This is a genomic window from Bowmanella sp. JS7-9, assembly GCF_004329715.1.
GTDB classification, from domain to species: Bacteria; Pseudomonadota; Gammaproteobacteria; order Enterobacterales; family Alteromonadaceae; genus Pseudobowmanella; species Pseudobowmanella zhangzhouensis.
In genome coordinates this window covers 36,981-61,773 of record NZ_JXSY01000015.1, presented here as the reverse complement: position 1 = coordinate 61,773, position 24,793 = coordinate 36,981, and the positions used below count along the sequence as shown (strand labels likewise).

The following is a 24,793-nucleotide window of genomic DNA, read 5'->3' as shown; positions in this document are numbered from 1 at the left end:
ATGGCCGGTATGTAACAAAGGGATCACTATGACTATTCGTAAAGCCACACTGGCGGATTTGCCGCATCTGGTCAATTTCAATCAGGCTATGGCACTGGAAACCGAAAATAAACGTTTGGATGAGGTAACCCTGACCGCTGGCGTACGTGCCGTACTGGAAAATCCACAATACGGTTTTTACCTGGTTGCGGAACAACAGGGTGAAATCGTTGCCGGATTAATGGTGACCTATGAATGGAGTGACTGGCGTAATGGCATTTTTTGGTGGATCCAAAGTGTCTATGTATTGCCAGTGGCGCGCCGCAGCGGTTTGTATTCTGCGCTACAGGGTAAAGTAGAAGCGCTGGCGGCCGAAGCGGGCAATGTATGTGGTATTCGCCTTTACGTAGAAAAGGACAATCATGTTGCGCAGCAAACCTATATCAAAAATGGCTTACATGAGAGCCATTATCTGATGTTTGAAAGTAGTCACGATTAATTTCGCGGAGGTAAATTGATTCGTTTTCTGGCCCTGCTGCTGACATTCAGCTGTGTTCCAGCGTTGGCCATGAGTCTCAAAGGCCATCAGACTGTGGCCCATATCGCTTATGCACAGCTAAATCCGACGGCGCGAGCGCAGGTGGCATCACTGCTGACACAGCTCAATCTGGCTAATTTGGCCGAAGCATCTGGTCTGGCGGACATTACTCGTCAGTTGCCTCAGTATGCCGACACCCAGTCCTGGCATGAATGGCGGGTACCAGCTGGCACCGAACAACTGGACTTAGCCCGCGATTGTGCGCAAATGTGTATCGTGCGGGCGCTGCATAATAATTTGCTGTTGCTGCGCGAGGAAAGTGGGGAAAAGCAGGCGTTGGCGCTGGCCTACGTGACGCACCTGATGGCCGATTTGCATCAACCCATGCACATTAATGTGGCCAGTGCGTTCAGCTTACCATCTGTTGACCGCTGGCAAGGACAACCGATAAGCCGTTATGACTACTGGGATAGCGCCGTACTGGCGAATGAGCCTTTTGCCGAGCGACTGGCGCTGAATATTCGTGGGCAATTTTCCCATGAAGAGCAGGTTCGCTGGCAGGTCGCGTCGTTAATGCAAATCGCGCAGGAGTCCTTTAACAAAGCGCGCAGTATTAATCGTCTGGAAGAGGGGGCAATCAGCGCCAATCGTTTCAGACAGGACAACCTGTATAGCCGCCAGCGGATCCTGCAGGCAGGATTGCGATTGGCGCACATTCTTAATCAATTATGGCCGGAGACGCACCCATGATCGCGCGTTTAAAAACCTGGCTGGAAAGTCAGTTTCAGCATGCAGAACAGCACCACAGCCTGTCTACTCAAATGGCTACGGCGGTATTATTTTTTGAGGTCATTCGCAGCGACCATAAGGTCGGTGAAGATGAATTGAGCATGTTGCGCAAGTTATTACATGACGCGTGGGGTGTGGCACAAGATGAGCTGGATGCACTGATTCAGGATGCCCGCCAGCACGCCGATGAAGCACTGGATATGGTGCGTTTTACCCGTGTGATCAATGCGCATTTCAGTCATGAGCAAAAGCGTGAACTGCTCACCGGATTGTGGAAACTGGCTTATGCAGATGCTCATTTAGACGGACACGAAGATTGGGCAATTCGTAAGATTGCCGATTTACTCTATCTCAATCATAGCGATTTTATTCAAACCAAGCTGGAAGCGACCTCTGGCGCTGATGACGCCAATTGATTACAGCTTAACTGTCTGAAAATTATGGTTTTTTGTCTTTTTGTTTAATTGGTGTCGCCAGTTAGCAACATATCTCAGCGCTCCGTTGTGCGCGTCTGCTTTAAGTTATTGATTCAAAACAAAAAATAAAGTTGGCATCAGTTTTGATATAGCAAGGATGTGAGCAGGAATACCCGAGACGCCGGCTCACACCTGGCAGGTTTGTCGTGACCTGTCGGACTTCCGGGGGCTGTGACAACTTGTCACATGTGCCCCGGGTTTTTAAGGCAGTACGACAACATCAGCAACGAAAGGATCAGAATCATGCAAAAATTAATTTTAGTGTCAGGTTTATTGGTATTAAGCGCGGTAGCAAATGCTCAGGATAAAGGCGCTGAAAAGCAAAATGCCAAAGCGGAACAAGCCGTGGTTGAGGCAAAAGCGCAGGTCAATGCAGAACAAGGCCTGGCACGTGCAGAAGAAGCGAAGCAGGCGGCGGAAGAAAAACACGCCATGATGCAAGAAAAAGCGCAAGAAAAGTCCGAAGAAAAAGCCATGGACAAAATGGATAAAATGAAAGCTAAGGCTGCGGAAAAAGCGCAGAAGGCAGAAGAAAAGGCTGATAAAAAAGCCGAAAAAGCCAAGGAAAAATACTCAGCCGTTTTACTGAACGAGCTAGACCATGACAAAGATGGTGTATTAACCATTAAAGAGGCCATGTCTAACCCAAGTCTGCTGTCGTCATTCGGTAAACTGGATCTCAATGGTGACGGCCAGTTAAGCAGTGCGGAACTGGAATTAGCCGGGCAGAACGGCGCGCAATCTTAAGTCTGGTTATTGTCTACTCTAAGGCTGGATCATCCAGCCTTTTTACTTTGTTACAGGCTTGGTTTAAGGTGTGGCGATTGTGACCACTAAGGAACAGTGTGCAGTTAGGATCGTTACGACAGATCATTCTGTTTAGCTTTTTTTTGGCCTTGCTGCCATTGATGATTTTGCTTTGGCAAACTCAGCAGTCGCTGCAACATGTGGTGCAACTGTATGCCACGCAGGCGCGTCAAGCCGTTGATTTAACTCGTGATATCGAATTACTGCAGCGTCGCAGTCGCGATCTGGAACGTCTGGTTCGTCAGTACAACATTATTAAAAATGCCCAACTGCAGGGGCTCATTTCTCAGCAATTACAACAAGTGCTGCAGAGTCTGAACAATCTGTGCGATCAGGCACCTCAGCAAACCCTCTGCGAACAACTCAAAGATACCCTGGCGCGTTTGGACGAAAATAGCGATGAGAATACGTTGTCGCTGTATTTTGCTGGTTTGTCACAGCAATTAAACGAGTTTGAGACGTTAGCAGCAGAGCAATTAGATGCGTCATTAGCCAGTCAGCAACTGCAGGTGAGCGACATGCAATCCCGCCTGACCTGGCAGACACTGGCGCTGGTGCTTACCACGGTATTGATGGTGTGGGGCGGAAGCCAGCTTATTCTTGGCCCTGTGCAGCAGTTGCGCAATTTGATTAACGCGATTGGCACGCGAGACAAAGCCTTGCCACTGCGCCGGTTTGAACACCCCTATGAGTTGGCCCAGTTGGATACCCGCTTACGCTGGCTGGCGTTTCGCTTGCAGGAACTGGAAAGTGTACGCCACGCCATGTTACGTCATGCCTCCCACGAATTGAAAACACCGTTGGCTAGCCTGAGCGAGGGGTGTGCACTGCTTGCCGATGAGGTGGTAGGCGAGCTCTCAACCTCACAGCGTGAAGTGGTAGGATTATTAAATGACTCGGTACGTCGAATGCAAAATCTGGTAGAGGAATTGCTCGACTATAACCGCCTGCTGCAGGATGCTGAATCACGTCCGGTGCAGTTAGCCATTGCTCCCTTTTTAGACGAGGTGTTGACCAGTCATCGCCTGACGGCCGCGCAGCAGCACCAACAAATTGACTACCAGATTGAAGCGCAAAACTGGCTGGTTGATAAGAATTTGCTGACCCGGGTGATGGATAATTTACTCAACAATGCCGTCGCCTATGGGTTGCAGGACAGTACCATTGTGCTGCGGATCTGGAACGATGAGAACCATCAGATGTTGCAGGTCACCAATGCCTGTCAGTCGACACAGTCACTTGATCCGAAACGCCTGCTCGAGCCGTTTGAACGGGGAGGCCAGGAACGCAACGATGGCCGTCGCGGCAGTGGGTTAGGGCTCTCAATTGTGGCAGATTGTGTACGTATGATGGGTGGTAAACTGGATATCGTCGCGGCCGGAAGTGGAGAATTTAGTGTATTGGTGAGCATTCCGATGCACAGGGAGAGGGTATGAGAATTCTAATTGGATTATTGCTGTTGCTCAGTGGTTGTCAGTCACTGCAACAGTCATTGCAGCAACAGGGGTATCTGCAATTAAGCTGTGCAGGTAGCGCACTGCGACTTGCTGATGATGCCTGCAGCCAACTGGCATGGCTGGATTACTGGCAGCAAAGCGCGCAGTTGGACTGGCCCACCCGTAAAGCCATGATTGCCAAGCTGGGCGAGCAACCGGAAGAACGTTTGCAGGCGATTATTCTCAGTCAGCCGTCTGACACGCCGTATCAAAGCCGCCTGCGAGCGCAGCAAAGCATGCAAACGTTAATCAAGTCTTTGCCGCCACAACTGGCGACAAAGTTAGATCTGTTGATATACCAAAATGCGCAGAAAATGCTCGAATATGAGTCGGCGCTGGTCACGCTGGGTAAGCTTAACGCCCGGCAAGCCGCTACATTGAGCGAGCAGGATAGCCAATTAACCGAACAGCAGGCGCAGTTAGACGCCATGCATGCACAAATCCAGGCGCTGTTAAAACTAGAACAACGACTTACCAGCCAAGAGGTAACCAATGAGCAGTAATAAAGGCCGTATTTTACTGGTCGATGATGACGCCAGCCTGCTGAGATTACTCAGTATTCGTCTGCAGGGAGAAGGGCACAATGTGATCTGTGCCGAAAGCGCTGAGCAGGCGCTGAAATTATTACGTAAGGACACCCCGGATTTAATTATCTCTGATTTGCGCATGCCGGGCGCCGATGGTCTGGCGCTGTTTGATGATGTGGTGCGCGAATTTCCGGGCCTGCCGGTGATCATTATGACGGCCCATGGCACCATCGCCGATGCAGTTGACGCCACTCAGCGTGGGGTGCATGGCTTTATTACTAAACCTGTGGATCATGAGGCGCTGCGCAGCAGTATTGAGCGGGCGCTGGCAGTCAGCCATGTGGCTAGGGATGATAACTGGCGGCGGGATATCATTTCCCGTTCTCCGGTGGTCGAACAGTTGCTGGAGCAAGCCTATCGGGTCGCGCAACGTGATGTCAGCGTACTGGTGACGGGGGCATCCGGCACCGGAAAAGAATTGCTGGCCCGTGCCATCCACCGCGCCAGCCCGCGCCGTGATCATCCGTTTATCGCGATTAACTGCGGTGCCATTCCGGAAAATCTACTGGAGTCGGAATTGTTTGGTCATGCCAAAGGTGCATTTACCGGCGCGGTGGCCGAGCATGCCGGTCTGTTCCGTCAGGCCGATAAAGGCACATTATTTTTGGATGAAATTGGTGATATGCCGTTGCATCTGCAGGTCAAATTATTGCGTGCGTTGCAGGAGCGTCAGATCCGCCCGGTTGGCAGCAGCAAAACCTATGATATCGATGTGCGAATTATTTCCGCCACCCATCGCGATATCAAACAGGCCATGCAGGAAGGGCAGTTCCGGGAGGATTTGTACTACCGCTTGAATGTAGTGAATCTGCATTTGCCAGCGCTCAATGAGCGTGCCGAAGACATTCCGCTGATTGCCCGTTATCTGCTCAAACAAAGCGCCGAACGACATAATGTTGACGTGTCGCGCTTTGCCGATGATGCCATGCAGTTACTAAGCACTGCGCCATGGCCGGGTAATGTGCGCCAATTGGTGAATGTGGTGGAGCAATGCGTGGCGTTAACCCACACGCCGGTTGTGGGCGTGCATTTGGTCGAACAAGCCCTGTCTGAGTCTGCCGGAATTTTTCCTACCCTGACCGAAGCGCGTGATGCGTTTGAGCGTCAGTATCTGGTGAAAGTGCTGAAAATGGCGGAAGGAAATGTCACACGCGCCGCCGAACTGGCGGGTAGAAATCGTACAGATATGCACAAACTACTTAAAAAACATGATCTTAATGCGAGTGATATGCGTCTGGAGGAAAGCGAATAATCCTGATATTCACCGCCTGCGACGGGTGACTTTAAGTGGCGAATGTTTATAATAAGCGGCTTTTGTAATTAGTCTTTTCGCCCGTCAGGTGGGCTCAACAGGTAACATCAATGCGTACGGATTATTGCGGTAAAATTAACGCGTCTCATATTGGCCAGACTGTCACTTTACACGGCTGGGTTAACCGTCGCCGGGATTTAGGTGGCGTTATCTTCATCGACCTTCGCGACCGTGAAGGCATCGTACAGGTAGTCTACGATCCGGATTTGGAAGACGTCTTTGCCAAAGCAAATAGCCTGCGTAACGAATTCTGTGTTGAGATCAAAGGCTTGGTGCGTGCGCGTCCCGATAGCCAGATCAATAAAACCATGGCCACTGGCGAGATCGAAATTCTCGGCAAAGATGTCACCGTACTGAACAAGTCCGCGCCGCTGCCGCTGGATTTCAATCAGGACAACTCTGAAGAACAACGCCTGAAGTACCGTTACCTGGATCTACGTCGTCCATTGATGGCCGATCGCTTAAAGTTCCGTGCCCGCGTAACCAGCGCAGTGCGCCGTTATCTGGAAGAGCAGGGCTTTTTAGATATCGAAACGCCGATGCTGACCAAAGCCACGCCAGAAGGTGCCCGTGATTATCTGGTACCCAGCCGTACCCACAAAGGCCGTTTCTTTGCATTGCCACAGTCACCTCAGTTGTTTAAACAGCTGCTGATGATGGCGGGCATGGACCGTTACTATCAGATCGTAAAATGCTTCCGTGATGAAGATTTACGTGCGGACCGTCAGCCAGAATTTACCCAAATCGATATTGAAACGACCTTCCTCGACGCCGAAGGCGTTATGAGCATCACCGAAGGCATGATCCGTGATTTATTCATGCAGATGCTGAATGTGGATCTGGGCGAATTCCCGCGTATGACCTACGCCGATGCGGTGAAGTACTACGGCTCTGACAAACCTGACCTGCGTAACCCAATGGTGCTGACCGATGTGGCGGATATTCTCGCCGGTGTCGAGTTTAAAGTATTCTCTGGTCCGGCAAATGATCCTAAAGGCCGTGTCAGTGCACTGCGCGTACCGGGCGGTGCCAGCTTGTCGCGTAAACAGATTGATGATTACACCCAGTTCGTGGGGATCTATGGTGCCAAAGGTCTGGCATGGATGAAGATCAACGATAAAGCGGCGGGCTTTGACGGCGTGCAGTCGCCAGTGGCTAAGTTCCTGTCAGCCGAGGTTGTCGCCCAGTTAATCGAACGGACGAATGCCGAAGATGGCGATATCCTGCTGTTCGGCGCAGATAAATATAGTGTTGTTACCGAAGCGATGGGCGCGCTGCGTCTGCGTATCGGTGAGGATCTGGATCTGCTGCAAGGTGAATGGCGCCCGTTGTGGGTAGTGGATTTCCCTATGTTCGAAGAAGTGGACGGCAAACTGTTTGCCTGTCACCACCCATTTACCGCACCACGCAATATGACCCCGGCAGAATTGAAAGCCGCACCAGCCGGTGCCGTGTCAAATGCCTATGACATGGTGTTAAACGGTGTTGAGTTGGGTGGTGGTTCCGTGCGTATCCACGATCAGGCCATGCAGGAAGTGGTATTCAGTATTCTGGGCATTGAAGAGCAGGAAGCGCAAAGCAAGTTTGGTTTCCTGTTAGAAGCGTTGAAGTATGGTGCACCGCCACACGCGGGTCTGGCATTTGGTTTGGACCGTCTGGTTATGCTGATGACAGGCGCGACCTCGATTCGCGACGTAATGGCGTTCCCGAAAACCACCACTGCCGCTTGTCCGTTGACCGAAGCGCCGGGTGTAGCCAATGATGAGCAGTTAAAAGAACTGGCTATCCAAACTGTTAAGCAGGATGCCTGATAAGCTGCGCCAGCCTGCAAATTGTGGGCTGGCACATTCTCACGCAAATCGGAACACAGTGTGATCATTTTAGGGATTGACCCGGGCTCGCGATTAACCGGTTACGGTGTGGTCAGGCAGCTAGGGAGTAAATTCGAATATCTCGGCAGTGGCTGTATACGCCTCGGTGATGCGCCATTGCCGCAACGTCTGCAAACCATCCATGCCGCTATCTGTGAAATTATCGGCCAGTTCCAGCCTGATGAATTTGCCATTGAACAGGTATTTATGGCCAACAACCCGGACTCTGCGTTAAAACTCGGGCAGGCCCGCGGAGCGGCTATCGTCGCCGCCACCAACCATAATCTGCCGGTGGCAGAATACTCAGCAAGACAGATTAAACAGGCCGTAGTGGGCAAGGGCTCGGCAGCCAAAACTCAGGTGCAGCATATGGTGAAATATTTGCTGCAATTACCCGGTACGCCCCAGGCTGATGCGGCCGATGCCCTGGCGGTGGCATTATGTCATGGGCATAGTCAGCAGAGTCTGATAAAAATGGCAGGACAAGCCAGCAAAACGGTGCGAGGGCGCCTGCGCTAGGTCCCGATTAACATATTCTAATAAGGGGTTATTGTGATAGGCCGAATTCGAGGCACACTCATTGAAAAATCTGCGCCGGACGTACTTATCGACGTAGCGGGCGTGGGTTACGAAATTCAAATCCCGATGACCAGTTTTTATGAGTTACCCGCCTGTGGTAGCGAAGCAATTCTGTATACCCATTTCGTTGTGCGCGAAGATGCGCAACTGCTGTTTGGTTTTGCGAAAAAATCAGATCGTGCATTGTTCCGTGAATTAATCAAAGCCAATGGCGTTGGGCCTAAGCTGGCGCTAGCCATTATGTCTGGCATGACTACCGATCAATTTGTGCAGTGCGTGAATTTTGATGATGTGAATACGCTGGTTAAATTACCGGGAGTAGGTAAAAAAACCGCAGAGCGTTTGCTGATTGAAATGCGCGATCGCCTGAAGAATCTGCAACCGTCGGAAAAAGCCGACATCGATAGCAATCTGGTCTTTGCTCCGGGGGCGCCGGAAGGCCTGCTGACCAGCGATAATCAAAGTGAAGCCATCAGTGCACTTATGGCGTTAGGTTATAAACAGCCACAGGCGCAAAAGGCAGTCAAAGCCGTTTATGCCGAAGGTAAGAGCAGCGAAGACATGATCCGTGAAGCGCTGCGGTCAATGGTGAGCGCATGATAGAAGCCGATCGTTTAATCAGTGCCGGTGCCAGTCGTGAAGACGAGGCGCTGGATCGCGCCATCCGCCCCAAAATGCTGGCTGACTATACCGGTCAGGATCATGTGCGGGCTCAGATGGAAATTTTTATTCAGGCGGCGCGTCAACGTAGTGACGCCCTCGACCATTTGCTGATTTTCGGCCCGCCCGGATTGGGTAAAACCACACTGGCGAATATCGTCGCCAATGAAATGGGCGTAAATATCAAAACCACCTCAGGCCCGGTGCTGGAAAAGGCCGGTGATCTGGCGGCGATGTTAACCAACCTCGAAGAAAACGACGTGCTGTTTATTGATGAGATCCATCGTCTCAGCCCTGTGGTGGAAGAAATATTGTATCCGGCGATGGAAGACTATCAGCTGGATATTATGATCGGTGAAGGTCCTGCCGCACGCTCGATCAAACTGGATTTACCGCCGTTTACCTTAATTGGTGCCACCACCCGAGCGGGCTCGTTAACGTCGCCACTACGGGATCGTTTTGGCATCGTGCAGCGTCTGGAATTTTATAACGTACGCGATCTGACCAAAATCATTCAGCGTTCTGCCAGCTATCTGAATCAGCATCTGGAGGGTGCTGGCGCCGAAGAAATCGCGCGCCGCTCACGTGGCACGCCGCGCATAGCTAACCGACTGTTGCGCCGGGTTCGGGATTTTGCCCAGGTAAAAAACGCCGGTCAGGTAGATGGCGAGGTGGCTGCTGCGGCTCTGAATATGCTGGATGTGGATCGGGAAGGTTTTGATTATATGGATCGTAAACTACTCACCGCAATTATCGACAAATTCATGGGCGGACCCGTCGGGTTGGATAACCTGGCGGCGGCTATCGGTGAAGAAAAAGATACCATTGAAGACGTGATTGAACCGTTTTTGATTCAACAAGGCTTTATCCAGCGTACTCCACGCGGACGTATTGCTACCCAGCGAGCTTATCTGCATCTGGGTTTTGATATTAAAAATACTGATTAACAGGCAAAAAAAAGCCCACGCAAAGGCGTGGGCAAAGTAACAACAAGTAGAAAAAGATTCCAGGGAACATGTCTGTACACATCAATGGGAGATGAGCGACAAGGCTCTCGTAGATAACGCGTCCGTAGAGGGGCGCTACCTCAGAAAACGAGTGTATTGTACAAGTCTGATGAGTTCTCACAACCGAGAAAAATTGCAATTTATCTATAAGTTTTTTTAATGTGAATAAAGTTATTCATTGTCATAAAGTTGAAATAAAAAGACAAATAGACAATAAATCCCATTAAAAACAGGCATTTAAAATTTATGGATAATTTTTGAGCAATAGAAAAATGTATGGATTTATGTAGTTAAAGTGACAAAAAATGCAGATGAAATGCATTTTGCTGTCTAAATATTTTTTTATCTGTCTAGATTGGCCTTTAGACATGTTAATAAATTGTTTTTATTGTCTGAACTAAAGTTTAAAAAGCTACGTATATCAATACCTGAGTAGTGAATTGGTATAAAAAATAAGCTTTATTGAAAAGTTCTAACGTAACGTTAAAAAATCATAAAAAATGATCAAACTTTGATCGTGCTTTTCGCTAACATAGTGCAACTTCGACAGGATTACGGAGTCTTACCATGGCACAATTTCACTGGCCGATTCGGGTCTACTACGAAGACACAGATGCAGGCGGTATTGTTTATTACGCCAATTATCTAAAGTTCTTTGAAAGAGCGCGCACCGAATGGTTAAGATCGCTGGGCATAGAGCAGGACACCCTACTCGCGCAGGGCGTCGGGTTTGTGGTTCGTCATGTGGTGATGGACAATATGGCGGCCGCCAGATTTAATCAGGAATTATTGGTGGTCAGTCAAATCAGCACATTGAAAGCCGCCAGTGTGGTGTTTGAGCAACAACTTTATCATAACGAAAAATGTCTGGTCAGCGTGCAGGTCAAAGTGGCATGTGTGCAACTGGATACAATGAAACCGGTCGCGATACCGGCTGATATTTTAGGGGAATTACGTCGTGCAAGCTGATATGTCTTTTATCGGTCTGTTTATGCAGGCCAGTCTGCTGGTTAAATTAGTCATGTTGTCCTTGTTGGCTACCTCGGTCTTGTCCTGGGCATTTATTTTTCAGCGTCATCGTGCTCTGTCTGCCGCTAAAGCAGAGATGCGTCGCTTTGAAGATAAATTCTGGTCGGGTGTCGATTTATCGCGTTTTTATCAGGAGCTGTCTGCACGTTCACACAACTCTGGTATGGCGGCGCTGTTTTGTGCCGGTTTTAAAGAATTCATGCGCTTACGTAAAAGTGCCAACATGCCGCCTCAGGCAATCATGGATGGTACCTACCGCTCAATGCGGGTGGTGCTTTCACGCGAAGTGGAAGATATGGAGCGCAATCTGCCATTTCTGGCGACCACTGGTTCCATCTCGCCCTACATCGGTTTGTTCGGTACCGTATGGGGCATTATGAATGCCTTTATCGCGTTAGGTGAGGTGCAGCAAGCGACGTTAGCCATGGTTGCGCCGGGTATTGCCGAAGCCCTGATTGCCACCGCAATGGGTCTGTTTGCTGCGATCCCTGCGGTTATTGCCTACAACAAGTTCAGTAATCAGGTCGAAAAGTTGGAAAATAACTACGGCAATTTTATGGAAGAGTTTTCTGCCATATTGCAGCGTCAGACTGCCATGAGTGCTAACGACTAAGCGGGAGCCCAACATGTACGTGCGCAAAAAACGCCGCCAGATGTCTGAAATCAACGTCGTGCCCTATATCGACGTGATGCTGGTGCTGCTGATTATTTTTATGGTAACCGCCCCGCTGATTACCCAGGGGGTCAAGGTTGACTTACCCAAAGCTGAAGCCAATCCGCTGGCGGATGACAGTAAACCCCCAATGATCGCGTCCGTGGATGCCGAGGGTAATTATTACCTGAATATGGCGGATGACCCGGAAAAACCCCTGGACGGCGTTGAACTGGCTACATTAGTGGCGCGCCGTTTGCAAAAAGAGCCAGAGATTCCGGTGGTAGTAAAAGGGGACGGTCGGGTCGCATACGACCAGGTCGTGCAATTGATGGTGTTGCTGCAACGTGCTGGCGTGCCATCGGTGGGGTTGATGACGGATACACCTGAACAAAAATGACAGGATTAAATTCTGCGCTGCTGAAGTCAGCCGCGCTGCATAGTGGATTGTTGGTACTGTTGGCGCTAAGTGTCGAGTGGCAGGACGAACCACAAAAGACCGAGCTGATGATCCAGCAGCCGGTCATCCAGGCGGTGGCCATTGATGCCGCGGTCGTTGAAGCGCAGCAACAACGAATCGAAGCGCAGCAACAGGCGGCCGCGCGTGCCGAGCAACAACGGCAGGCAGAAATCACACGTCAGCAGCAGGAAGCAAAGCGCAAGCGCGATGAAGCGGCCCGTGAGAAAAAACGCAAGCTGGATGAAAAGCGCAAAAAAGAAGCCGAGCAAAAAAAGCGTGAAGAAGACGCGCGCAAGGCCGAAGAACAACGCAAAAAAGACGAATCGCTGAAGAAGCAACAGGAAGAACAGGCGCGTAAACAACGAGAAGCGGACGACAAAAAGCGTCGTGAAGAAGAACAACGCCGTAAGGAAGAGCAGGCGCGTCTGGAGCAGCAGCGCCAGCTTGAAGCAGAACGCCGTGCACAAGAAGAGGCGGTTGCCCGCGCAGCACGCCAGCAATTTGTATTAACTGAAAAAGAAAAGTACACCGCCAAAATTCAGGCAGCGATCCAAAGCTATATGATCGGTGACAACTCCATGTATGGCCGCAGTTGTAAAGTGAGGATTCGCCTGGCCAGCACCGGATTTGTTACGGATTTTAGCGTGATTCAGGGTGATAACGCCTTGTGTTCAGCGCTGAAAAGCGCGGTGTATAAAGTTGTTGAATTTGAAATGCCCAGTGACCCGGAAGTGAATCGTGAACTGCGCGATATCACCCTGACCTTTAGTCCACGGCAATAATACGGAGACTCCATGTTTAAAAAATTGATTAGCAGCGTAACCCTGATGCTGTTGATGGTTACTCAACAAAGTCATGCTGCCATTGAGATTTTAATTACTGAATTTACTGACACCGCGCGCCCGGTGGCGGTGGTACCTTTTCGTTTTAACGGCAGTGGCGTCAAACCCGCCAACATCGAAGACGTTATCGCCGCTGATTTACGCAACAGTGGCAAGTTCAGACCCTTGAGTCTGGCGCAATTTCCGTCGCAGTTGCCATTTCGCGACACTGATGTGGATCACGCAGCCTGGGCAGCGGCTGGCGCAGAAGCCATTGTCGTCGGTGAAGTAAACGAAGTAGGGATTGATCGTTACGAAGTACGCTTTGAAGTCATTGATGTGCTGCGTGGCCAAATCACTGGCGGCCAGAACCAGATACTGGTTAACGGTAAAATGACCACCAGTAACGACCACATTCTCTATAACGGTGTAAAAACTATTAGCGGGAATCAGTTCCGTCAGTTTGCGCACCGTATCAGTGACGTGTTTTATGAAGCATTAACAGGCACCAAAGGCGCGTTCCTGACGCAAATTGCCTACATTGCCGTTTCTGACCCGCGAATCAGCAAGTTGCCTTATAAACTGGTGATCTCAGACTATGATGGCTACAACGAAACCGTGCTGATTAGCTCCCCAGAGCCTCTGATGTCGCCAAGCTGGTCGCCAGATGGCAACAAACTGGCCTACGTCAGCTTCGAAAATAAGCGTTCAGAAATCTGGTTACATGATATCTACACCCAGCAGCGTACCAAGCTGACTTCTTTCCCTGGTATTAATGGTGCACCGGTGTTTTCCCCGGATGGCACGAAACTGGCAATGGTGCTATCGAAAGATGACAACTCCGAAATTTATGTCATGGATATTGCAAGCCGTCAGTTGCGTCGTATAACAAATAACCGCAGCATTGATACTGAGCCATCATGGACACCAGACGGCAAAGACCTGATATTTAGTTCGGAACGGGGTGGTAAACCTCAGATTTATCGAGTAAATTTAGCTACGAACAAGGTCAGACGACTGACCTATCAGGGTGAAATGAACCTGGGTGGAACGGTTACACCGGATGGTCGCCATGTGGTGATGGTTAACCGCACCAATGGTAATTATCATATTGCTCGCCTGGATTTGGAAACCGGCATGATTCAGGTGCTGTCACGCACCTACTTAGATGAATCGCCGAGTTTAGCACCCAATGGCAGCATGATTATTTACAGCACCATAGATAAAGGTCGTAAAGTGTTATCTCTGGTGTCGTTAGATGGGCGCTTCAAGGCCACGCTACCATCGGTAGAGGGGCAGGTGAAGTCGCCAAGTTGGTCACCTTTTTTGCTGTAACAGTAAACTTGATATCAAGAAGGACAAAGTAAAATGCAATTTAACAAAGTAGTGAAAGGCTTGATTATCGCTTTGCCAGTCATGACCTTAATGGCGTGTGGAAGCAGTGGTACAGCAGAAGACCAGGCCGCAGAAATGAACAAACCTGCAGTGGAAGAGAATGCTCAGGCATCTGCTGGTGTAGAAACCGCGGCTCCGGATGCAGCACGTTTAGAGCGTGAGCGTCAGGAACAGCAAATGAAAGACGAAATGATGGCGCTGCAAAATCTGCAGACCGTCTACTTCGACTTCGACCGTTCAACTATCCGCAGCGAGTTCTATGGTCTGCTGGACAAGCATGCCGCATTCCTGGTGAAAAACTCTGGTGTGTCTATCGTAATCGAAGGCCACACTGATGAGCGTGGTACGCCTGAGTACAACATTTCTCTGGGTGAGAGCCGTGCCAAATCAGTTGCCACGTACCTGCAAAACGCCGGCGTAAGCGCCAGCCAGATGTCTGTTGTATCTTACGGTGAAGAAAAGCCGGTTGACTCAGCAGCTACTGAAGCAGCATGGGCGAAAAACCGTCGTGCGGTATTGGTATACCAGAAGTAATACATGATTAAACGCAGCCTGTTAACGCTTGCGCTTATTACGTCAGGAGCCGCAGTTATTGCGGCTCCTGCACCTGTAACGGACGTAAATGGCGCCAGCCTCGAAACCCGTGTTGAAGCCCTGGAGCGGATCGTCAACAGCCGCACTGAAGCCCAACACCGCATCCAAGCCCAGTTGGATACCATGCAAAACGAAGTCAATGAATTGCGTGGCACACTGGAAACCCACACTTACCAACTTGAACAGATTCTGGAACGCCAGCGTGAGCTGTACCGCGAGATCGATAAACGTATCGAAGAAGTGACCGCGATGCAGGCTAAACCGGCGACGCAGAATGTGCCGGTAATGCAACCCGTCACACCAACCCCTGTGACCAGCAATCCAGCCGTCGCGATGAAAGACAGCCAGGCTTATGACAATGCTGTTAGCCTGATCTTGAAAGAAAAGAAGTACGACGACGCGATTCCGGCATTTGAAGCCTTTATCCAAAACTATCCTGGCTCCAGTTATGAGGCTAACGCCTATTACTGGTTAGGGCAGTTATTGTTTAATAAAAACGAGTTTGATGCATCCAAAGATAAATTCAGCCGTCTGGTGAATAATTTTGTCGACTCATCCAAGCGTGCAGAGTCCATGCTAAAGCTCGGCATGATTGCTCAGGCGCAAAATGATAACGCAACCGCCAAACAGTATTTTGAGCGAGTGATTGCTGAATATTCTCAGAGTTCTTCTGCCCGTTTAGCGGAAAGTCGGCTGAAAAGTTTAAAATAAAAGCAGCTTTTGTTGGTTTATTCAGCAAACAGTAAAAAAGCGCGAAAAATTGCATTTTTTAGGTTGCGCCAAGGGGATAAATAAGTATTATATGCGCCCGTCGCCAAGGGACAGGCGCTAGCAGCAAGATGGATGTAACAGTGGGTCGTTAGCTCAGTTGGTAGAGCAGTTGACTTTTAATCAATTGGTCGCTGGTTCGAATCCAGCACGACCCACCACTTTCTCCCTAACGGTGGAATCGCTGCAAATACAATTTATGAATGGGTCGTTAGCTCAGTTGGTAGAGCAGTTGACTTTTAATCAATTGGTCGCTGGTTCGAATCCAGCACGACCCACCATTCTTCCCCGGCTCCTACGCCAATCTGATTTTCAAAACCAATTCCCAGAATAACAAAATACACACAGTAGTTCTTTGTGCGTAAAGCCTATTCGACTCATGAAATTTTCTGTTAGCTCGCGTATAATCCGCGCCAGCAAAGTCAGTGGACGTCAGTATGAATCAAGCAGTAATACCCGATAATCTGGATTATCCATTTCCACCTAAGCCAGCGCCGTTAAATGACGCGCAAAAGGCCGAATATAAAGCACGTATCAAAGCGCTGTTAAAAGCACGTAATGCGGTGCTGGTTGCCCATTATTATACCGACCCGGAAATTCAGGCTCTGGCCGAAGAAACCAATGGTTGCGTGGCCGACTCACTGGAAATGGCGCGCTTTGGTCGTGATGCCGAGGCGCAAACCCTGATTGTGGCGGGGGTGCGCTTTATGGGTGAGACAGCCAAGATCCTCAGCCCGGAGAAAACCGTGTTGATGCCGACACTGGACGCCACCTGCTCATTGGATTTGGGCTGCCCGGCGGATAAGTTCAGCGCGTTTTGTGACGCCCATCCTGATCATACCGTGGTGGTGTATGCCAATACCTCGGCGGCGGTAAAAGCCCGTGCCGATTGGGTAGTGACTTCCAGTATTGCACTGGAAATTGTTGAGCACCTGGATAGCCAGGGCAAAAAGATAATCTGGGGCCCGGATCGTCACTTAGGTGCCTATATTGCTAAACAAACCGGTGCCGAGATGCTGATGTGGCAGGGCGCCTGTGTGGTTCACGATGAGTTTAAATCCCGTGCCCTAATGCAATTGAAAGCCGAGCACCCTGACGCGGCGATTCTGGTGCACCCTGAGTCCCCACAAAATATCGTTGAACTGGCCGATGCTGTGGGGTCAACCAGCCAGCTGATTAAAGCGTCACAGACCCTGCCCAATGATAAATTTATTGTGGCGACCGATCGCGGCATCTTTTACAAGATGCAGCAGTTATCGCCAACAAAGACCTTTATCGAAGCGCCAACCGGCGGTAACGGCGCAACCTGTCGTAGCTGCGCGCACTGCCCGTGGATGGCAATGAATGGCTTACAGGCCATTGAAGCGGCACTGACGGATAACACAGGTCATGAAATTTTTGTGGATGAAGCATTGCGTGTGCAGTCGCTTATCCCACTTGACCGTATGCTGGATTTTGCCGCCAATCTGAATAAGCAGGTCAAAGGCAACGCCTGATCCGATTGATTTGAAAGAGCCCGCTGAATGCGGGCTTTTTTATTTCACTTCGTGCTAAGCTGCTGTTATTGCTGAAAAAGAGTAAAACACGGTGCGCAAAAAACTTGCTTTGAGTATGACAGTTGCCAGCCTGAACGTGCTGGCACAATCCCTTCCTGCAGAGGTAAATTTTCAATCAGTGACCCGTCAGGGAGCGACCATTTACGCCAGTGGTACGCAGGGCAGTGTGTACCGTAGTGACGATAATGGCGCAAACTGGCAGCAGATTGCCTTACCATCCGATGCCGCATCACTGCAAATTCGCGATATTGCTATTACTGGTGAACAAAAGTTATTGGCCATGAGTGCCGGTGAGGGCAATCAATCGCGTCTGTATTATTCCGCTGATGCCGGCGCTAATTGGCAAACGGTATTATCCGGAAGCGAACACAGCTTTTTCGATTGCGTTGATTTTCACGGTGCGCAAGGTTGGTTATATGGCGACAGCGACGAGCAGGGGCTGGCTGTGTATCACAGCAGCGATGCGGGACTAAGCTGGCAACGGGCAGAGCAATTACCCGACGCCCTTGTCCATGAGGGCGGCTTTGCCTCTAGTGGTACCTGTGTTGATAGCCAATCTGCAGGGGACGTGTTGGTTGGAACCGGAAATGGGCCAACGTCGCGCTTGTTGATGCGATTTGAAGGGGTTTGGCAGGCAATTGATACCCCGCTTGGTGGCGGCGAAGCCAGCGGAGTGTTCTCAGTGCACAAACGTAATGACCAGGTACTGGTGGCGGGCGGCAGTTTAAAGACCCCGCAACAGGCTGCGAAAGCGTACATCTACCACCTGGCAGACAAGCGTTGGCAAGCATTGGACAATGTACCGTTAAACGGTGCGGTGTATGGTACAGCGATGGATGCACGCGGTTGGTACATCAGTAATCCTGAGGGCATTGCCCGCTGGGATGGTCAGAAATGGCACAAAATCAGCGATAACAACACCTGGTCGATGACCTGTGGCGAGACCGATTGTATTGGGGTGGGTGCCAAAGGCAGCGTCACGCGCTTTTAATTTGTTGAGTGACAGTGGCTAAAATCAATCAATAAAAAAGGCGCCGTATGGCGCCTTTCGGTATGCGAGATAGCTTATTTGCTACGGATAACCTGCATTTCTTTAATCAGGTTGTCCGCACCGTCTACATACTGCATTACCCACAACATATAGGCCGTGCTGACAGAGATAGAACGGTTGTAGTCGTCATCGTAGTCCCAGTCACCGATGATGGACTCGTATACGCCATCAAACAGCAGGCCGACCAGCTCACCTTTGCCGTTAAGCGCCGGAGAGCCTGAGTTGCCGCCAGTGATATCCAGAGTCGACAGGAAGTTGACTGGTACGGTGCCCAGCTTCTTGTCTTTGTACGGACCATATTCTTTGGCCATGATCAGCTCACGCTGCTTGGCTGGCATATCGAACTCTTCATCACCCGGAATATACTTGGCCAAAATGCCTTCCAATGTGGTGAAAGGAGTGGCAACCAGACCATCCTGTGGAGAGTAGCCTTTTACGCTTCCGTAGCTGATACGCAGTGAGCTGTTGGCATCTGCGTAGACAGGCTGACCCAGACTGTTTTTGTAGTCGATGACGGCCTGCATATAGGCAGGGCGTGCACGTTGCAATTCACCATACAGCGCCTTGCCTGCATCACGCTCGGCTTTATCAAACTCATACATGGCAACGGCAAACTGAATGTACGGATCGTCGCTGGCTTTGAATTCGTCAACAGACTTATTCATCCATGCCAGACGCACGGCTTCTTCATCCAGTTGAGTATTGGCGTGCATCATGTCCAGTTTGGCTTTGACTTTGGCTTCGTCGAAGCCATTCTCGATACCAAAGAACTTATCCAGTGCAGCCACATGCTCGCTAGCCGGCAGCTTGGCGTATTCACTCATGAAATACAGGATAACGGCTTTGTCCACTTCCGCATCATAACGGCGATTCACGCTGATCAGGCCTTGCTTCATGCGTGGCATATCACGCTCTTGCAAACCCTGATCACGCTCTGCATCTGGCTTTTGCATTTCGTGGGCTAAGCGCAGCAAGCTACGTGATACCGACATCATGCTGTTACGACCCAGATAGCTGAGCAACATATCGCGCTCTTTGTGCTCATCACCTTTGGCAATCAGCGCTTCCAGCGTATTGATGGCATCACCGTATTTGGCTTTACGCTCAGCGGAGGCGTTGATCCACGCTTGAAGATCCTGCTCCATTTTTACTTTGCGCTCGAGCATGTTGCCTTTGTTGAAGCTCTCTACCATTGAACCGTAGTTCTTGGCGTAATTCGCTAGGCCAGCAATGGTGCTTTCGTATTTGATACGCGCATCAGAGCCTTTTGGCGCGACTGACTTGATAATGTCGATATACTTTTCGCGATAAGCTTTTGCTGTTGGGTACGACCAGGTGAAGTTATTTTCTACTTCATCGGACGTGCGGTAGCGGTTTGTACGGCCAGGGTAACCCAGCACCATGACAAAATCGTTTTCCTGCACCGAGTCTGCATTAACTTTCAGGAAGGCTTTTGGCTCAAACGGTACGTTGTCAGCGCTAAAATCCGCCGGACGACCATCTTTGTTCACATAAGCACGGTAGAAAGACCAGTCGCCGGTATGACGAGGCCACATCCAGTTATCTGTGTCGCCGCCAAACTTGCCAATGCTGGAAGGTGGTGCATAGACCAGACGTACATCACGGATTGCCAATTGCTTGATCAGGTAGTACTCCAGACCGCCGTGGAAGCTGTATACACTGCAACGATAATCCGGGTTGGTTTCACACTCGGCTACCAGACGCTTTTCGTTCATTTCAACCGCAGCATAAAACGCATCGCCGCTTAAGTTCTTGTCCAGCGAACCGGTAATCTGATCGGTTACGTTAGTCAGCGACTCAGTTACGTAAACGCGGCTGCCTGGTGCGGCGGGTAATTCTTTGTCCAGGCTTTTGGCGACAAACCCTTTTTCCAGCAGGTTATTTTCTTCAGTACTGTTGTACTGAATCGAGCCGTAGGCACAGTGGTGGTTAGTGACCACCAAACCCTGAGGCGAAACGAACGATGCAGTACATCCGCCCAGGCTAATAATCGCGTTCATTGGGAATTGATCCAGATTCTGCATCTTGTTTGGATCAAGCTTCAGGCCCTTAGCCTTCAGTTCTTTAGCCAGTTGCTTTAGTTGGTGTGGTTGCCACATGCCTTCATCGGCTTGTGCCATCCCGCCAGCCAGCAACAGAGGTAGGGCTAGGATAAGTTTTTTCACATCAGTCTCCCTGATAAATTGGTTTTTTTACTTGCGCGCACATCCTTAAAAAAATCTACGCCTGTGTCCAGCCTAAATGCGTTACAGCTTAGGTAATTTGCGTCAATTTTTCGTACCGCAGGGATTTCTTCGTTGCATCAATGGAAAAGGCAGAGTAGTTTGACAATGTGTCGGGTTGAAAAATGAACAGTAGTGCAGTGAACAGGGTACGTAACTGGTTGTTTGTGTTGGGATTATCTCCGCTGGTAGGCGGTGCAGCAGAAGTGTCGCCTGAAATCATCCATATACCCGCCGCTTTGGAATATACCGAGGAGCAGTACGCTTACTTTAGCCAGGTGTTGGAATTGGCACTGGAGAAGGGCAGCAGCGAGCCTGTGCAGATTCAGCCCATGGCGCCGATGCAAATTCGCCGTCAGATGTTGTCACTGGACAAAGGTTATATAGACGTTAACTGGTCCGTCACCAATGCCGAGCGGGAAAAAGAATACATTCCGGTGTATTTCCCGGTTGCAGCCGGTTTATATGGCTATCGCATTTTTCTGGTCAACAAGCAGCATCCTTTGGCACCTAATCTCAGCCGTCAGCAGTTACAGGCAATGAAAATTGTACAGGGCAAAGACTGGCCGGATACGCTGGTCTTGCGCAGCAACGGTTTTGAAGTGCTGGAAGAAGAACACCATTCCGCGTTTCAGCTACTCAGTAAACATTTTGTCGATGTGTTTCCGCGCTCCGTGACAGAAATATTCGAAGAAGCCCGTCAGATGCCGGAGCTGAACATCGATCCTTACTATGTGTTGTATTACGACAACCCGGTATTTTTCTTTACCGCCAAGAATAAACCTGAATTAGCCGAGCGAATTGGCCGCGGATTGCATCTGGCATTTGAAGATGGCTCATTGCTGCAGGTGTTACACAATTCACCGTTTTATCAAAAGACATTACGGGCACTGACGGGGAGGAAGGTCATTGTGTTGCAGGCACCAATCTCCGATGAGGCCATGAGCATACAAAAAAATGGTTTTTTACTCGCGGTGCAGGATGAGATTCATCAGTACTCTCAGAAGTATAAAGAGATGAAGGAGTGAGATCGTCACGTTGTATTGAATCAATGCAGCATAGCCCCCAGAGCGTTTAACCAAGAATTACCTACGCTTGTAAAAGTCTATCTAATGGTAAAGGAGAACCATGAGTACCTATATTTTTGTTTTTTGGATAATTTTCACTTTGATAGTGGCTGCGATTGCATCAAGCAAGGGCCGTTCTGGCGTCGTGTTTTTCATTCTATCCGCCATACTCTCACCGCTGTTCGGATTTATCATTTTGCTAATTATCGGTGAAGATAGCGATGCCAAAGACAAGGAGAAAGTTAATACAGGAACCCACAAAAAATGCCCGTTTTGTGCAGAAATCATAAAAGCGGAAGCTTTGCTGTGTAAGCACTGTGGTAGCTCATTGGTCGGTTCTTTTTCCCCAAACGCGAATGAAACTAGCAATATTCACCGGCAACTGCAGAACGCGATTTACGAAAAAGATGTAGATAAAGTCAGCAAAATTGTTCATTCAGGTATTGATCTGAATGAATGCCAAGAGGCCTTTTCTCATCTTGAATACGCTGAGCTACATGGTAATGAAGATATCATTAGAACGATAAAATTTGCTTTGGACTAGTCGGTAGTTAATAGGGCGAGGGCTGATTTTTAATGTGAGGGAGGGATTACAAAATACGTCCCTGTATTTTGCCCTGCGGGCCGCACTTCGTGCGTTCAAAAATGCTCCCGGCATTTTTGTCGAACCCTGCGAGGGTTCTCACCCGCCCAAACCGCCAGGCGCTAAAACGAAAAAAGCCCGGTCAACAGACCGGGCTTTTCGTTTTATGGCGGTGAGGGAGGGATTCGAACCCTCGATACGTCGCCGTATACACACTTTCCAGGCGTGCTCCTTCAGCCACTCGGACACCTCACCAAATTGTTACCTGTTATTGTCGGTTTTGATTAACCTGAGCACCAGGCGTGCTCGTTGTCTCAGGCTCCTGCCTTCGACCCTGCGGGCCAGTATCGCGTTGCGAACTGTCCTAAATCGTTCCTTTCGATTTAGTCAGCCACTCGGACACCTCACCAAATTTTGTCTGTGTTTGCAGGTTTCTGCCGCTCCAGCCGAGCGTGTTATGACGGGTCTCGACCACGTCAAAGCGCCGCGTATGTTAGGGAAATTGCCCGGGCTAATCAAGCGCTAATTTGTGCAAAACGCCTCTGTCGCGCGGATTACCGGGTTAGTTGCCCAATTGTTGAACAAACTCACCCTTGCTCACGGCGTTTTTTCACTTTGGCCCAGATTAAAATCAATAACATACACACAGTGGCACTGAACATCAGCAGTGAAAACGGCATGGCGGATTGTGTGTGTGCCAGGGCCAGAATCGGGCCGACCAGTGCGCCACTGCCAAAGCGCAGGGTGCCAATCACTGCGGTAGCGGTGCCGGTGTGTTTAGGAAAGGCAATCATGATAAGCGCATCGGCATTTACCGCGGATAAACTCAGGCTCATCATCAGTGGCACGATGGCGGCAAAGGTAGCGAATAAACCTAACTCCAGCATGTTGACCACAACCAACATTAAGGCGCTGAGCATGGCGCTGCTGATGCTGTACTGCAACATCGCGCGCGAACCGATTCTGACCACGATCCGGCTGTTGATCAAATTGGCCAGGATCAGGCTGCCGACGTTACCGGCAAACAGCAAGGCAAACAGTTTTTCATCGGCACCGAATACCTGCATGTACACCACAGGCACGGCCGTCAGATAGCCGAAAAAGCCGAATGACGCGAACATCGAGGTGGCGATAAACGGTTGCGCCTGGCGGTTACCCAGTACTTCCACATAACTGGCGAAAAACAGCGAGAACCAGGAGCCTTTATGCTCGCGGGTCTCGACCTCTGGTAGCCAGATAAATGCCGGGATCAGCAAGGCGCCGGCGTACAGGGCAAGCACGGCGAAAATCGCCCACCAGGAAAACCAGTGCATGACCATTGAGCCCAATGCCGGTGCCAGTAGCGGTGCGATCATCATAATCATCGACACGTATGACATGCCTTTGGCGGTATGCTCACCATATATATGGCGGATAATGCCCGGAATGGTGACCGCCGCAGCACCGCCAGCGATGGCCTGAAGCGCCCGCAGTACCCAGAAAGTATGGATGTCGGTGACATAGGTCAGGGCGATACTGCACAGCGCAAAGCCACTTAAGCCAAACAACACCATTTTGCGCCGTCCCAGCACATCGGCAATCGGGCCAAAAATCAGCATGGAAACGGCAAAACCCGCCAGATAAGTCGACAGTGATACCTGTACCAGTGCGATATCGGTATTCAGGGTCTCGGCAATCGCCGGAAATGCCGGCAAATACATATCAATGGTAAGTGGGGTGACGGCCACAATGGCGGCCAGTAACAAAATAACCAAATTAAAGCGGGGGGCGGTGGATGGCATGCAGGCTCCTGATTCAAAGCGGGAGTGTGCCACAATCGGTCATCACTGTGTTGGTTTCTGCGATTGATGGGGCAGTGCGCGCGCCTGACGGAGATATTGCCGGCGCGCGTTATATTGCACGATTACTTTTCTAGCAGAATGCTCGCCAGTTCCGGTTTGTTCTGGCGCAGTTCGTCATCTGTCAGGCCACACACCTCATGGGGAAATACCAACCACTCAGTACTCTCATGTACCCAGTAATCCGGGGTAAGGGTGGTTTTATTATTGGTCGGTTTATACCAAGGGCAGGCAATACGGATATCTGCTGGGGTATTGAGGCGCGATAAATGACGGATTTTATTGATCAGTGCTTCTACCGAGCGACCCGAGTCAAATACATCGTCCACGATAAGCAGTTTGTCGTCGGCGTTGGCGTTTTCAATCAGGTAATGCAGACCATGCACACGGATTTCACGGCTTTGCTGGCCAATGCCGTAATAGGATGACGTGCGCACCGCAATGTGGTCGGTGTCGACTTCTTTATATTCAAAGAATTCCTGTACCGCGATGCCAATCGGTGCACCACCGCGCCAGATACCGACGATGTAGTCGGGATAAAAGCCATCTTCAAATACTTGTTTGGCCAGGCGGAAAGAGTCTTGCAGTAACTCTGCGGCGCTGATGTAACGCTTAGTCGTCATGGAAAAAACCTG

25 protein-coding genes and 3 tRNA genes are annotated in these 24,793 nt (G+C 50.1%); 24 read left to right on the top strand and 4 right to left on the bottom strand.

Features of this window, described 5'->3' with window-relative positions; translation table 11 throughout:
• Positions 1–28 precede the first annotated feature (28 nt).
• The 22 genes from TK45_RS08610 (at position 29) to TK45_RS08505 (ending at position 18,367) form a co-directional block, all read left to right on the top strand.
• Positions 29–478: a GNAT family N-acetyltransferase gene (locus tag TK45_RS08610; RefSeq protein ID WP_131258240.1), complete on the top strand. Its 450-nt coding sequence runs from the start codon at positions 29–31 to the stop codon at positions 476–478.
• A gap of 15 nt (positions 479–493) precedes the next feature.
• Complete coding sequence (locus TK45_RS08605; RefSeq protein ID WP_131258239.1) at positions 494–1,267, top strand: S1/P1 nuclease; 774 nt, start codon at positions 494–496, stop codon at positions 1,265–1,267.
• Positions 1,264–1,722 carry a TerB family tellurite resistance protein gene (locus TK45_RS08600; protein ID WP_165490746.1) on the top strand — a complete coding sequence of 153 codons (459 nt, stop codon included), beginning with the start codon at positions 1,264–1,266 and terminating at the stop codon, positions 1,720–1,722. Before TK45_RS08605 ends, TK45_RS08600 begins: the two co-directional genes overlap by 4 nt.
• Before the next feature lie 303 nt (positions 1,723–2,025).
• Positions 2,026–2,529 (top strand): hypothetical protein, encoded by a 504-nt coding sequence (locus TK45_RS08595; RefSeq protein ID WP_165490745.1) that lies wholly within the window; start codon positions 2,026–2,028, stop codon positions 2,527–2,529.
• A gap of 98 nt (positions 2,530–2,627) precedes the next feature.
• Positions 2,628–4,025, top strand: coding sequence for a HAMP domain-containing sensor histidine kinase (locus TK45_RS08590; protein WP_131258236.1), 1,398 nt, complete (start codon positions 2,628–2,630; stop codon positions 4,023–4,025).
• Complete coding sequence (locus TK45_RS08585; protein ID WP_131258235.1) at positions 4,022–4,588, top strand: hypothetical protein; 567 nt, start codon at positions 4,022–4,024, stop codon at positions 4,586–4,588. Before TK45_RS08590 ends, TK45_RS08585 begins: the two co-directional genes overlap by 4 nt.
• On the top strand, positions 4,578–5,924 hold the full coding sequence (locus TK45_RS08580; protein ID WP_131258234.1) for a sigma 54-interacting transcriptional regulator: 1,347 nt from the start codon (positions 4,578–4,580) through the stop codon (positions 5,922–5,924). The genes TK45_RS08585 and TK45_RS08580 overlap by 11 nt, the downstream gene beginning before the upstream one ends.
• Positions 5,925–6,034: 110 nt before the next feature.
• Positions 6,035–7,795 carry an aspartate--tRNA ligase gene (aspS, locus tag TK45_RS08575; RefSeq protein ID WP_131258233.1) on the top strand — a complete coding sequence of 587 codons (1,761 nt, stop codon included), beginning with the start codon at positions 6,035–6,037 and terminating at the stop codon, positions 7,793–7,795.
• Between the two features lie 60 nt (positions 7,796–7,855).
• Complete coding sequence (gene ruvC, locus TK45_RS08570; RefSeq protein ID WP_131258232.1) at positions 7,856–8,374, top strand: crossover junction endodeoxyribonuclease RuvC; 519 nt, start codon at positions 7,856–7,858, stop codon at positions 8,372–8,374.
• Between the two features lie 33 nt (positions 8,375–8,407).
• The gene (ruvA, locus tag TK45_RS08565; RefSeq protein WP_131258231.1) at positions 8,408–9,034 is read left to right on the top strand and encodes a Holliday junction branch migration protein RuvA; all 627 of its coding nucleotides are present in this window, start codon (positions 8,408–8,410) and stop codon (positions 9,032–9,034) included.
• The gene (ruvB, locus tag TK45_RS08560; protein WP_131258230.1) at positions 9,031–10,041 is read left to right on the top strand and encodes a Holliday junction branch migration DNA helicase RuvB; all 1,011 of its coding nucleotides are present in this window, start codon (positions 9,031–9,033) and stop codon (positions 10,039–10,041) included. The genes ruvA and ruvB overlap by 4 nt, the downstream gene beginning before the upstream one ends.
• A gap of 627 nt (positions 10,042–10,668) precedes the next feature.
• Positions 10,669–11,070, top strand: coding sequence for a tol-pal system-associated acyl-CoA thioesterase (gene ybgC / locus TK45_RS08555; RefSeq protein ID WP_131258229.1), 402 nt, complete (start codon positions 10,669–10,671; stop codon positions 11,068–11,070).
• 1 nt (position 11,071) lies between these two features.
• Complete coding sequence (gene tolQ / locus TK45_RS08550; RefSeq protein ID WP_371414267.1) at positions 11,072–11,743, top strand: protein TolQ; 672 nt, start codon at positions 11,072–11,074, stop codon at positions 11,741–11,743.
• 13 nt (positions 11,744–11,756) lie between these two features.
• Positions 11,757–12,182 carry a protein TolR gene (gene tolR / locus TK45_RS08545; protein ID WP_131258227.1) on the top strand — a complete coding sequence of 142 codons (426 nt, stop codon included), beginning with the start codon at positions 11,757–11,759 and terminating at the stop codon, positions 12,180–12,182.
• The gene (tolA, locus tag TK45_RS08540) at positions 12,179–13,024 is read left to right on the top strand and encodes a cell envelope integrity protein TolA (RefSeq protein WP_131258226.1); all 846 of its coding nucleotides are present in this window, start codon (positions 12,179–12,181) and stop codon (positions 13,022–13,024) included. Before tolR ends, tolA begins: the two co-directional genes overlap by 4 nt.
• Positions 13,025–13,036: 12 nt before the next feature.
• Positions 13,037–14,398, top strand: coding sequence for a Tol-Pal system beta propeller repeat protein TolB (gene tolB / locus TK45_RS08535; RefSeq protein ID WP_131258225.1), 1,362 nt, complete (start codon positions 13,037–13,039; stop codon positions 14,396–14,398).
• Positions 14,399–14,431: 33 nt separating this feature from the next.
• A complete protein-coding gene (gene pal / locus TK45_RS08530; RefSeq protein ID WP_131258224.1) occupies positions 14,432–14,992 on the top strand; it encodes a peptidoglycan-associated lipoprotein Pal in 561 nt (186 codons plus the stop codon).
• Between the two features lie 3 nt (positions 14,993–14,995).
• A complete protein-coding gene (gene ybgF / locus TK45_RS08525) occupies positions 14,996–15,763 on the top strand; it encodes a tol-pal system protein YbgF (RefSeq protein WP_131258223.1) in 768 nt (255 codons plus the stop codon).
• 142 nt (positions 15,764–15,905) lie between these two features.
• Positions 15,906–15,981: transfer RNA gene (locus TK45_RS08520), tRNA-Lys, on the top strand.
• A 44-nt stretch (positions 15,982–16,025) separates the two neighbouring features.
• A tRNA-Lys gene (locus tag TK45_RS08515) sits at positions 16,026–16,101 on the top strand.
• Between the two features lie 156 nt (positions 16,102–16,257).
• Positions 16,258–17,316: a quinolinate synthase NadA gene (nadA, locus tag TK45_RS08510; RefSeq protein ID WP_131258222.1), complete on the top strand. Its 1,059-nt coding sequence runs from the start codon at positions 16,258–16,260 to the stop codon at positions 17,314–17,316.
• 91 nt (positions 17,317–17,407) lie between these two features.
• Complete coding sequence (locus TK45_RS08505) at positions 17,408–18,367, top strand: YCF48-related protein (RefSeq protein ID WP_131258221.1); 960 nt, start codon at positions 17,408–17,410, stop codon at positions 18,365–18,367.
• Positions 18,368–18,441: 74 nt separating this feature from the next.
• Here TK45_RS08505 and TK45_RS08500 read toward each other — a convergent pair whose 3' ends face one another.
• Positions 18,442–20,613 carry a S46 family peptidase gene (locus TK45_RS08500; RefSeq protein WP_131258220.1) on the bottom strand — a complete coding sequence of 724 codons (2,172 nt, stop codon included), beginning with the start codon at positions 20,611–20,613 and terminating at the stop codon, positions 18,442–18,444.
• 182 nt (positions 20,614–20,795) lie between these two features.
• Between TK45_RS08500 and TK45_RS08495 the strand changes: the two genes are divergently transcribed.
• Both TK45_RS08495 and TK45_RS16280 read left to right on the top strand, forming a co-directional pair.
• The gene (locus TK45_RS08495; protein WP_131258219.1) at positions 20,796–21,698 is read left to right on the top strand and encodes a hypothetical protein; all 903 of its coding nucleotides are present in this window, start codon (positions 20,796–20,798) and stop codon (positions 21,696–21,698) included.
• A 100-nt stretch (positions 21,699–21,798) separates the two neighbouring features.
• Positions 21,799–22,281 (top strand): hypothetical protein, encoded by a 483-nt coding sequence (locus TK45_RS16280; protein WP_174719777.1) that lies wholly within the window; start codon positions 21,799–21,801, stop codon positions 22,279–22,281.
• 206 nt (positions 22,282–22,487) lie between these two features.
• Here TK45_RS16280 and TK45_RS08485 read toward each other — a convergent pair.
• The 3 genes from TK45_RS08485 to TK45_RS08475 all read right to left on the bottom strand — a co-directional run bounded on the left by TK45_RS08485 (position 22,488) and on the right by TK45_RS08475 (position 24,781).
• A tRNA-Ser gene (locus TK45_RS08485) sits at positions 22,488–22,575 on the bottom strand.
• Between the two features lie 332 nt (positions 22,576–22,907).
• A complete protein-coding gene (locus TK45_RS08480) occupies positions 22,908–24,101 on the bottom strand; it encodes a multidrug effflux MFS transporter (protein WP_131258218.1) in 1,194 nt (397 codons plus the stop codon).
• A gap of 122 nt (positions 24,102–24,223) precedes the next feature.
• On the bottom strand, positions 24,224–24,781 hold the full coding sequence (locus TK45_RS08475; protein WP_131258217.1) for a phosphoribosyltransferase: 558 nt from the start codon (positions 24,779–24,781) through the stop codon (positions 24,224–24,226).
• Between the last annotated feature and the right edge of the window lie 12 nt (positions 24,782–24,793).